This is a genomic window from Pseudoalteromonas sp. NZS11_1 (assembly GCF_015864275.1).
Lineage (GTDB): Bacteria > Pseudomonadota > Gammaproteobacteria > Enterobacterales > Alteromonadaceae > Pseudoalteromonas > Pseudoalteromonas arctica.
Map to the genome: position 1 here is coordinate 1 of NZ_JADYXK010000027.1, position 11514 is coordinate 11514.

Consider the following 11514-nt stretch of genomic DNA (forward strand, 5'->3'; position numbering starts at 1 on the left):
AGAACGAGTGAAACGTTATATTCTTCCAGAAAAAAGAAAACGGCCCAAAAGTAGGACCGTTCGAATTTCAAAAACTCGGTACACCATTAAGTCAAAGCATGCTTAACTGAATGGTGTTAACCTAATCGGTGGCTTTTGTGTGTTTGGTTACTTTAAGCTGTGCTTATTAGAACTTCATTTCTATTTTACCGTACACGTAGCGTCCGTTAAATCCATACGGCGAGAAGCTAGAGTAAGCAAATAAACGTGAGAAGGTGGTTACATCGTCAACATTTTCACGGGTTGCATCTGGGTAAACATCAAAAATGTTATTAGCACCTAAGCTCAGCGATACGTTTTCACTAAGCGAGTAGGCGACATCTAAGTCGGTTATCCATTTAGGCTTAAGCACTTCGTTACGTTCTGGATTATCTGAAGGGTCTTGAGTTTCGCCGTAACGTGTTGTTCTAAGCGTTGTACGAATATCATCGTTAGTCCATGTTGCGCTTAAGTTGTACTTATTACGCGGTGTGCTTACTTCAAAACGACGCAGCTCAGTGCCTGAGAACAAGTTGTCTTGATCAAACCCTGCACCTTGAAGCTCTGCTGGTGGGTCGATAATATTTGTTACTTCATTTTTACCGTAGTTGTAACCTAGGTTAAAGGCTAAATCGCCGTAACCATCAGTTGCTACATTATAAGAGGCAACCACATCCACACCACGGGTTTTACTGTCAATTGCATTTAAGAAGAAACGACCTTGGTTAGCGCCTGTGCCTTGAAGTAAATCGGCAATAGCATCGCCCGATAAGTTGTTTGATAACACAATGCGGTCATCAATTAATATTTGGTAGTAATCAACCGATAAGCTGAAATTAAAGTCGGTAGACCATGTAAAACCAACGCCGTAGTTTGTTGCTTCTTCTGCATCAAGGCCAGGTGAGCCCAGTGCTTTTGCTACATCGCTGCTTGGTGCGAACGTACCTGTTTCGGTTGGTTCGCCATCAACAAATACAGTGGCCACTGAGGTAAAGTATTGCTGCTGCAAAGAAGGTGCTCTAAAACCAGTTGATACTGAGGCGCGTAGTGCTAGGTCTTCAGTTAATGAATAACGAGTTGCAATTTTACCGTTAAGTGTATCGCCAAAGTCCGAGTAATCTTCATAACGGGCGGCAACCGCTAAATTCCAATCGTCGGTTAGGTAGGTTTCAAGGTCTATATATAAGCTCACGTTGTGGCGGCTGTTATCGCCCTCTGATTCGGGTGTAAACCCCGGGAATACTTGTGCCCCCGCTGCGCCAAATGGGCCATCAACTGGGTCGGTTACTGCGCCTCCTGGGCCAAATGTGCCTTGTGCATATGATGCTTCTTCGCCTGCATCTATTTGGTATCCTTCGTGGCGATACTCAGCACCTACGGCTACGTTTACAGAGCTTTCTAAAAAGCTGACGTCTACCTCGCGGCTAAAATCAACGTTTAAAGTAAGTTGATCGTAGGTAAGTGTTCCTGCATCAAAGCTTGTTTGGCTAGAAGGGCCGTATGAGGTATTTAAGCTATTTATAACACCAAACTCAAATGCATCTTGACCATATACGGCCGATACATCGTAATTCCATTCACTTACAAAACCTTTAGCGCCAAGTGCCAGTGAAAAGTCATCTATGTCTGAGGTAATAACAGGTAAAAAGCCGTCAGGGTATACTTCTTCTATATTACGGCTATCGCTTGCACGGCGATAAAACCCGCCGCCTTCGCCTTCACGTTTGCTGTAAGAGCCAAACGAATATAAATCAACTTCGTTTGTTAACTGGTAACCTGCGTTATAAAACATTGAAAAATCTTCAACATCGCCATTACCAAAGTTATGGTTGTAACGATTTACGGTAAGTTCACGTGGGTCTAGCGCACCATCTACTGATCCGTCATCTATGCGTGCGTAGTTTTCACGGTTATCGTAGTCTGAGCGGTTAGTTGAATGGCGGTCGCGGTATTCTGTTGAAATGTTTAAAAAGCCATTATCGCCAAGCTCAAAACCCATATTACCTTGCAGCGTTAATGTTTGACCATCGGTTAAAGAGCGATCGCCTCCTTCGGTAAATGCTAAATTACCATCACTGCCTTCAGATACAGATTTTAGCTGTGGTACACCGTCCATTTCGGTTACGTTAGCACCATATATAGCCGCAACAGAACCACCGCTGCTGGCACTTTTAAGTACAATATTAATAACACCCGCTATAGCGTCAGAGCCATATTGCGCTGCTGCACCATCGCGTAATACTTCAATACGGGCAATAGCATTTGCAGGTATCGCATTTAAGTCAACCGATGATGAACCACGACCCGTTGAGCCATTTAAGTTAAGTAATGCGTTGCTGTGGCGGCGCTTACCATTAACAAGCACTAAGGTGTGATCGGGTGCTAAGCCACGAAGCTGAGCGGGACGTACATGGTCGCTGCCATCAGTAAGTGATGCTTGTGGGAAGTTAAAGCTGGGTAATAAACTGCTAAGCAGGGCATTCGTTTCAGTAAAGCCTGAATTTTTAAGTGCATCTGCACCAATTATATCGATGGGTACTGCGCTGTCTTCTACTGTACGGCCTAATCGGCGAGAGCCAATTACGCTTATTTGTTCGATGTTTTCTTCTGCTTTAATGTCTTGCTCTGCAGCATTTACGCAGAGCGAACCAAGTAGTGCAGCAGACGCGCTCATTGCGAGTAATATTTGTGGTACCGATTGCTGTAATTTAAATAACGGTTTTCTATTCATGCTGTATTTCCCCATACCCATTGAATTATTTTAGTTTTGTACAAAAAGATTAAACCTCTTTGTTACCTTGAACATATACTTAATTAACAAAGTCAGTCAATTGAATAACATTCAATTAATTTAAGGGTTTTTATAATTACATTTGGTTGTTTTTTATAATGATCATTGTTTTAGTTATATAGCGGAGGTAATTGCTAAGTAATTGATGGATAATGAATTATATTTAAAAGTTAAATTTAACGTTTAATTAACTGGTAAGATGAGATGGGTGGTTTAAATTAATTATGGGTAGGGAACCATTTTTATTGGGCTGGCAATAAATAGCTGTTGAGCTATAAATATTTTTTAAAATTTAAAATACAAATAAACCCATTAAATGTTAACTAAATTAACATTTAATGGGTGTACTATAAATTATGTACTACTTATTAGAACCTATACTTTAAAGCATGAAGCAATTTTGTTTTTATAAGTAATTGGTATAAAAAAAGAGTGCTAAAAATAGTGTTAAAATTTAATTTTTCCAACAAGCATATCTTTAAACATTACCCAATCTCCCCATAAACTGTAAAAAGGGTGTTTAAAAGTAGCAGGGCGGTTTTTTTCAAAAAAGAAATGTCCGACCCACGCAAACCCATATCCAATAACAGGTAATAGCCATAATAAACTGTAGTGTTGTTTTAATAATGCTATTGCGATTACAGCAAGAACGAGGGTGCTTCCTATAAAATGTAAGCGGCGGCAAATCACATTGCGATGCTCTTTTAAATAATAAGGGTAGAAGGCTTTAAAGCTTTTAAACGTGGGTTTGTACTTTGCATAGTGTGCTCTTTTATTGTTTTTTATTTTAATGAGGGTCGTGCTATTAAAGCGTAAGTTTACATTTGTTTACAGCGATAAATGGCGCTTAACGCATCTAAATAGACAAAAGGGCTAAAAGTTAATAACTTAGGCGCACTATTAATAAATAAGAATGGAACTCAGGATGTTTAAACACACTCTAGCATGTGCTGTAATTGTAGCGCTTAGCGGCTGTTCAGAGCCAACTAATACGGTAACTCAAGAAGAAGTAAAAGCACCAATGAAGCAAGTTAACGCAGTTATATACCCAGAAACAAAAAAAGGCGATATCGTAGATACCTACTTTGAAGAAGCCGTTAGCGACCCATATCGTTGGCTTGAAGATGACATGAGCAGCGAAACTGCCGATTGGGTTAAAACGCAAAACAATTTAACGTTTTCTTATTTAGAACAAATCCCTTATCGCGATAAGTTAAAGCAGCGCCTTGAAAAACTAATGAATTACGAAAAAATAGGCGCTCCTTTTACTGAAGGCGATTACACCTATTTTTATAAAAACGATGGCCTGCAAAATCAATATGTTTTGTACCGCAGTAAAGATGGCGGCGACGTTGAAGTATTTTTAGATCCAAACAAGTTTAGTGAAGATGGTACGACGTCTATGTCGGGTTTATCGTTTTCAAAAGATGGCTCATTACTCGCGTATCAAATATCTGAAGGTGGCAGCGATTGGCGCAAAATTATAGTTATTGATGCACGTACCAAAGAGCAAGTTGAAGAAGCGCTTGTTGACGTTAAATTTAGTGGCATTGATTGGTTAGGCAACGAAGGTTTTTATTATTCAAGTTACGAAAAACCTAAAGGGAGTGAACTTTCGGCTAAAACAGATCAGCATAAAGCGTATTACCATAAGCTAGGTACTGCACAGTCTGCTGATAGTGTTGTATTTGGTGAAACTGATGAGCAAAAACATCGCTATGTAGGCGCTGATGTAACTCATGACGGCCGTTACCTACTTATTTCAGCTAGTACGTCTACGTCAGGCAATAAGCTGTTTATAAAAGATCTAACAAAAGAAAACAGTGAGTTTGTAACGGTTGTTGGAAATACTGATTCAGATACATCAGTTATTGATAACGAAGGCAGCAAGCTGTTTTTAGTTACTAACCTCAATGCACCAAACAAAAAAGTAGTGACGGTTGATGCAAGTAATCCAAGCCCAGAAAATTGGGTTGATTTAATTCCAGAAACCAAAAACGTACTAAATCTTACAAAAGGTGGCGATACCTTTTTTGCCAACTACATGGTTGATGCTATTTCACAGGTAAAACAGTACAACAAAAAAGGTGAGTTAATTCGCGAAATTACATTACCAGGCGTGGGTACTGCACGTGGTTTTGGCGGTAAAAAAGATCAAACAACGCTTTATTATTCGTTCACTAACTACAAAACACCAGGCACTACTTATACGTTTGATGTAACTACGGGTGAATCGGGTGTTTATCGTAAGTCGGCTATTGATTTTAATAGTGATGATTACACGTCTGAGCAAGTGTTTTACACATCAAAAGACGGCACTAAAATACCGATGGTAATTACCTATAAAACAGGCATTAAGCTTGATGGTTCAAACCCTACTATTTTATATGGTTACGGTGGTTTTAATATTAGTTTAACGCCAAGCTTTAGCCCCGTTAATGCTGTATGGCTTGAGCAAGGTGGTGTGTACGCCGTTGCTAATATTCGTGGTGGCGGTGAGTACGGTAAAGACTGGCACAATGCCGGCACTAAATTGCAAAAGCAAAATGTGTTTGACGACTTTATTGCGGCTGCTGAGTATTTAAAAGATAAAAAGTACACGTCTAAAAAGCGCTTAGCACTTCGCGGTGGATCTAATGGTGGTTTATTAGTTGGTGCAGTGATGACGCAGCGCCCAGACTTATTTCAGGTGGCTCTACCTGCTGTAGGCGTACTTGATATGCTGCGCTACCATACCTTTACCGCAGGTGCTGGTTGGGCATACGACTACGGTACCAGTGAGCAAAGCAAAGAAATGTTTGAATACATTAAAGGTTATTCACCACTTCATAATGTAAAAGCAGGTGTTGAGTATCCAGCGACTATGATTACAACCGGCGATCATGATGACCGCGTTGTCCCTTCACATTCGTTTAAGTTTGCAGCTGAGCTTCAAGCAAAGCAAACAGGTAATAACCCAACGCTTATTCGCATAGAAACAAACGCAGGGCATGGTGCAGGTACACCAACGAGTAAAACAATTGAGCAGTATGCTGATATATTTGGTTTTACGCTATATAACATGGGCGTAGAGTCGTTATAAAAGCGCTTTAACAAAATAGCTAACTTTAATAGCTGAGCAAAAAGGCCGAGTAAATTTAATTTACTCGGCCTTTTCAATGTTAGCAGTTAGCAGTTAGTAGTTAGTAGTTAGCTATTGCATAGGTGAAAACAATCGTTGATACGTTTTATAAGCGTACTCGTCGGTCATTCCGCTTAAGTAATCGCAAATTATACGCATACCTTGGTTTTGCTTTTGCGCTTCTATGTATTGTGCTTGTGTTGTTTCGGGCAATAAACGCAGCGGATCGCTAGCAAACGCGGTAAATAACTCTATTAGTAAGTTTTGACCTTTGAACTCTATTTGCTGCATTTCGGGGTCACGTATTAAACGTTGAAACACAAAATGCTTAAATATTTGCAATACATTGTCGTATTGGGCATCTAATTTAGCGGTGTACTTTAAAATAGGGCATTCAAAGTCATCGTTTTGAATATCTAAATGTATATGAATAATAAAGGTATTAACCAGCTCACCTATGGCATCTTTTCGCTCATAATCATTTTTTGAAAACAAGCGCTGGGTCAGCGATTCAAGCATGGTGTTTAACCAGTCAAAGTTTAGTGCTTTTAAATGAGGTAGGGCATGAGTTTGCCAATCGTCTAACGTAAGTACATGGGTTGCAATGGCATCTTCTAAGTCGTGTACGGCGTATGCTATATCGTCGGCATGTTCCATTATTGCGCTATCGAGCGATTTATACGTTGTTTTAGCGCGGTACTTATCAATAGCGGCATGGTTACCCAGCAACGTTTTATCGTTTTGACTCAGTGGTTCTACTATCCAATTGAATATGGCTGCATCGTCGCTGTACAACCCTTTGGCAGGTCGCCAATCATCTGCTTTTATAAATGCACGACCGGTTGTATCGTCGGGAATGGTATGCCAAAGCGTATTAATAAACGCGGGGTATTTTATAAAACCTAATAAAGTACGACGAGTTAGGTTCATACCGTGCCCGTTACTGTAGGGCTCAAGTTTTGCAACTATGCGCAGTGTTTGTGCGTTACCTTCAAAACCACCGTGATCGCGCATCATGTAATTTAGCGCTATTTCGCCACCATGGCCAAAAGGCGGATGGCCAATATCGTGCGCTAAACACAGTGTTTCGAGCAGTCCGGTTGATGGAAAGTGCGTAAAGTCGCTATGTTGCGCTTTTAAATGGCGCAATATGCCAGTACCAATTTGCGATACTTCTAAAGAGTGGGTAAGGCGAGTGCGGTAAAAGTCGTTTAGGCCAATGCCCATAATTTGGGTTTTAGCTTGCAAACGCCTAAATGCAGCTGCATGAATAATACGCGAACGGTCGACCTGCCACGGCGAGCGATTATCGTTAGGACGATGTTTATATTGCTCTATTATTCGGCTTTGCCATTGTTTATTCATACTGCTTACTCACACATAGTTAATATTATTAAACTTTGCTCAGTATACCGATGGACTTATAAATTGCGAATGAACAAATGCACTACATAGGCTCTGTTTTATCTAAAACCCAAATACACTGCTGAAAATTCAACCGTAAAAGGTCACCAAACCCCAGTTATTCGCGTTTATAAAGTGGCTTAGGTATAATGCGCCTTCGTATGCTTGTGTATAAACCATGCATAACTAAGTTTAATAGAGAGAATAGATGTTAAAAACGATTTTTAAGCTTTTACTAACTGTATTTTTTGTTTGGGCGCTTGAATACCCGTTTATACAAAGTGACGATGTTGAACTAGATGAACAAACGTCAGAACAACCAAAAAAAGTGAAGAAAAAAGAAAAACCATTACATAATGTAAAACTGCCAAAGTTTTCAGAATTTAGTGATGTTAAAGAAAAAAAACATGCATTTTTTAGCTTTATTCGTCCGCACGTTGAAGCCGAAAATAAAAAAATATTACAGCAACGCGCTAAGCTCGAAATAGCACGCATGATGTTACAAAACGAATTACCTTTAGAAAAAAAGCAAAACAAAGATATTGCTAAAATTTTAAAGTCGTATGACTTACCAACCACAGTTGATACGCTAATACTTACGCAAGCATTGCGCCGTGTTGATATAATTCCTAAAGAATTAGCGCTTATGCAAGCTGCAAACGAATCTGCATGGGGCACTTCGCGTTTTGCACGTATTGGCCTTAACTTTTTTGGTCAGTGGTGCTACACAAAAGGTTGTGGCATGGTGCCAAAACGCCGTAATACCGGGGCTGCGCACGAAGTTGCTGCGTTTAAATCGGTAAGAGCTGCTATAAACTCTTACTTTAAAAACATAAATACGCATCCTGCTTATAAAGATTTGCGCGCAATACGTGAAAACTTACGTCTTGAGCAAAAACCAATTTTAGCGACTGAACTTACACATGGTTTAATGTCTTACTCTGAGCGCGGTGAAGCGTATATAGAAGAGTTAAACACGATGATTAGCCAAAATAGAGCCTACTTTGATGAATAAATACATTTTTAATTGTACCAACGCTATTGTGTTAGTACTGCTGAGCATTAGTGCGTTTAATGTAAATGCGAGAGAATTTGTGATGTCGTATGACGGTTTTTACGACCGCTTAAAAATTGTTAACAAAGGCGATTTTCAATATGCGCGAGTTAACTTTTACATTAGTGATATTGGTACTAATGAAACATGTGCGATTAAGAGCGGTACTATTTTAACCGAAAGAAACGAGTATCCACTTAACTTTACCGATAAAGCACAATTACTATTGCCGTTCGATAAGCAGCTTGATACCGATAAAGCGGTCATTGTAGTAGAGCCGCTCAATCCTGTACACGATTGCCAATTAAAGCTACAAATAGAAGCAAACGAACTTGAAGGTTTAGCATTTTCAAAGCAGTCGTTATATACCATTAACGAAGAACTTGATGAGCTATTAACTGATTTGTCGGGCTTTTTTGTAAGTAAATTAATGTGGTTTTTATTACCAGAGCAAAAGGGCGTAGCAGTTACATTTAAAAGCCCAATGCAATTTGATGATGAAAATATAACGTGTGAAAAGTCAGTGTGTTATTTTGCAGTTGAAGATAGCTGGGAAGATGATAGCGCAGTGCTTGGCGATATATCGAACGTTATTAAAGTAACGCCTTGGATTGTTAAGTAGCTCACATACAAAAAGCGGCATTTAGCCGCTTTTTTTGTACCAAAATCAGTACTCGTTTTTAGTCTTTGGTTTTTATTTAATAAGTGGCGCTGATGAATCGCGCTGCATTAAAGTAGGTTCAAAAAAGCGGTTTATAACGAGGTTTTTATTTTGATATACGTCTTTAAGCACTAATTTAGCTGCCATTTCGCCCATTTTCCCGACCGGATTATCTATGGTCGTGAGTGTAGGGTATAGGTAGTTTGCAAAAATAACGTTATCAAATCCAACAATTGATAAATCAATTGGTAAGTTATAACCGTGCTCTCGTGCATACTTCATGGCACCGGAGGCCATTTCGTCATTGGCGCATACCAGTGCAGTAAAGCTAAGTTTTTCATCAATAAAATGTTTTAAGCCTTTACTACCGCCAGTTTCGTTAAAGTCGCCAATATAAAAAAGCGTAGAATCAAATTTAACACCAGCCTCTGTAAGCGCTTGTTTATGACCTTCTAAGCGGTTAAAAGCATCGGCTTTAAACTGCGGGCCTGCAATATACGCTATTTGTGTATGGCCTTGATTTAATATCGATTTAGTGGCTAGGTAACCACCTAATTGATTATCTAGACTGATACAGTTGTCTTTTAGTTGCTCTACGTAACGGCTCATTAAGTAAACGGGTGTAGAGCCTTGGCTTAGTTTTATTAGGTAGTCGTCTGAGACGGCTTCTACGTGTAAAATAATAGCATCGCAGCGTCTGCTAATTAAAAACTCAATGCCTTCTTGTTCTTTGTCTTCTTCACTGTGTCCGGTAGTAATAATAACGTGTTTACCCGCAGCACGAAGCTCCGACTCAATGCCTGCCATCATTTGGGCAAAGAAAGGACCATGTAACTCAGACACTAAAATACCTACACTGTTAGTACAGTTAGAGGCTAAAGATTGCGCTATTGAATTAGGCTTGTAGCCAAGCTGCGCCATAGCATCAAGCACTTTTTGTTTAGTTTTATCGCTTACACGGGTATTTTTGTTCATCACGCGAGAAACGGTGGCTAACGATACGCCCGCAAGCTCTGAGACTTGATAAATTGTTGCCATGTTATTTGTTCACTCGCTTATCCTTAACTACTTCGGCTAAATAATACCTTAGAGTATATATCTTAACTAGCTGTTAGTTTAGATTGAATATTTTCAACAACCTGATTAGTCAGTGTATATTTTTTCATTATGTAGGCAACAAATAATGAGCCAAAAGCAGGTAGTACAGTGAATGACAGTAAAATACCGTGCTGGGTATCAAGAGTTTGTACTGCATCGGCCTGATAACTGTAAAAAGATAACAACCAGCCTGCAATTGCGCCGCCTACAGCCACGCCCATTTTAATAAAAAATATAACGCCTGAATAAACCAAACCCGTAATGCGTACCCCTGTTTTTTCATGCCCGTAATCTATGGTGTCGGCCATTTTTGCCCACAACAACGGGGTTGCCATATCTAAAAAGAATTTCCATAAAATAAAGGCAGTAAATGCGAGTACTAATTGATCTTTACTAATAAAGTAACTAAAACCACAAATAGCGGCGGCAATAACTTGTAAGCTTATATAGGCCTTTATTTTACAAAAGCGCTTTGCAAGTGGTTGAGCTAAAGCACAACCTACCATGCTGGCTGCAACACCTAGCGTCATAAATAAAGTGATTAAATCGTCTCGACCTAAATAGTATTTTACGTAGTAAACAGCAAGCGTAAGCCTTAATACTTGCCCGGTAAGTAAAAAGAATGCAGCTAAGCAAAGTGTTCGCCATTGATCGTTTTTAATTAATGCTTTAACACTTTGGGCAAAAGGAATGTTTTGCTCTTTAGGCTGTTGTATACGCTCTTTTGTGCCTAAAAAACAAAGTAAAAACAGTACAAAGCCTAAAATGCTCATTGCAGTCATTGTGTATTGATAGCCCTTGGCAGCATCGCCTTGGCCAAAATACTCAACCATTGGCATAGTACAACCCGCTACTATTACGCCGCCTAACATACCAAATACAAACCGGTAAGACTGAATAGTCACGCGCTCTTTTACATCAGCCGTAAGTACGCCGCCTAATGCACAATAAGGAATATTGATAGCGGTGTAGACAACCATAAGCAGAGTGTAAGTAGTAAAGGCATAAATTATTTTATCGGTGCCTTCTAAATCGGGCGTAGTGAACGCTAAAATACTAATAATGGCAAAAGGGAGGGCAAGCCAAAGTAAGTAGGGGCGAAAGTGCCCCCAGCGCGTATGTGTTTTGTCAGCAAGGTTGCCCATTAATGGGTCGGTTACGGCATCAAAAATACGCACTGCTAAAAACATAGTACCTACAACAGCAGGCGATAAACCCACTACGTCTGTGTAGTACAGCATTAAAAACATCATAACTGTTTGAAAAATAATATTACTGGCGGTGTCGCCTAAGCCATACGCTATTTTTTCTTTTACACTGACCATGATTGTTTATCCCGCTTTATACTTGTTTTTAGTTGTGGGTAT

General features: G+C 39.7%; 8 protein-coding genes. 3 read left to right on the plus strand and 5 right to left on the minus strand.

Going from position 1 to position 11514, the window contains the following annotated elements:
* Positions 1 to 166: 166 nt before the first annotated feature.
* Both I6F44_RS16160 and I6F44_RS16165 read right to left on the minus strand, forming a co-directional pair.
* Positions 167 to 2749, minus strand: a complete 2583-nt coding sequence (locus tag I6F44_RS16160) for a TonB-dependent receptor plug domain-containing protein (RefSeq protein ID WP_197174172.1) — start codon at positions 2747 to 2749, stop codon at positions 167 to 169.
* A gap of 507 nt (positions 2750 to 3256) precedes the next feature.
* The gene (locus I6F44_RS16165; RefSeq protein ID WP_197174197.1) at positions 3257 to 3595 is read right to left on the minus strand and encodes an Mpo1-like protein; all 339 of its coding nucleotides are present in this window, start codon (positions 3593 to 3595) and stop codon (positions 3257 to 3259) included.
* Between the two features lie 139 nt (positions 3596 to 3734).
* On the opposite strand from I6F44_RS16165, the gene I6F44_RS16170 reads away from it, so the two are divergent.
* Positions 3735 to 5891, plus strand: coding sequence for a prolyl oligopeptidase family serine peptidase (locus I6F44_RS16170; RefSeq protein WP_197174173.1), 2157 nt, complete (start codon positions 3735 to 3737; stop codon positions 5889 to 5891).
* Between the two features lie 111 nt (positions 5892 to 6002).
* On the opposite strand, the gene I6F44_RS16175 is transcribed toward I6F44_RS16170, so the two are convergent.
* Complete coding sequence (locus tag I6F44_RS16175; RefSeq protein ID WP_197174174.1) at positions 6003 to 7295, minus strand: anti-phage deoxyguanosine triphosphatase; 1293 nt, start codon at positions 7293 to 7295, stop codon at positions 6003 to 6005.
* 247 nt (positions 7296 to 7542) lie between these two features.
* Between I6F44_RS16175 and I6F44_RS16180 the strand changes: the two genes are divergently transcribed.
* Together I6F44_RS16180 and I6F44_RS16185 are read left to right on the plus strand one after the other, a co-directional pair.
* Positions 7543 to 8349: a glucosaminidase domain-containing protein gene (locus I6F44_RS16180; protein WP_197174175.1), complete on the plus strand. Its 807-nt coding sequence runs from the start codon at positions 7543 to 7545 to the stop codon at positions 8347 to 8349.
* Positions 8342 to 9010: a DUF2987 domain-containing protein gene (locus I6F44_RS16185; protein WP_007585308.1), complete on the plus strand. Its 669-nt coding sequence runs from the start codon at positions 8342 to 8344 to the stop codon at positions 9008 to 9010. The genes I6F44_RS16180 and I6F44_RS16185 overlap by 8 nt, the downstream gene beginning before the upstream one ends.
* Positions 9011 to 9082: 72 nt before the next feature.
* On the opposite strand, the gene I6F44_RS16190 is transcribed toward I6F44_RS16185, so the two are convergent.
* Both I6F44_RS16190 and I6F44_RS16195 read right to left on the minus strand, forming a co-directional pair.
* Positions 9083 to 10087, minus strand: a complete 1005-nt coding sequence (locus I6F44_RS16190; protein WP_007585306.1) for a LacI family DNA-binding transcriptional regulator — start codon at positions 10085 to 10087, stop codon at positions 9083 to 9085.
* A 62-nt stretch (positions 10088 to 10149) separates the two neighbouring features.
* Complete coding sequence (locus I6F44_RS16195; protein WP_024590902.1) at positions 10150 to 11472, minus strand: glycoside-pentoside-hexuronide (GPH):cation symporter; 1323 nt, start codon at positions 11470 to 11472, stop codon at positions 10150 to 10152.
* Between the last annotated feature and the right edge of the window lie 42 nt (positions 11473 to 11514).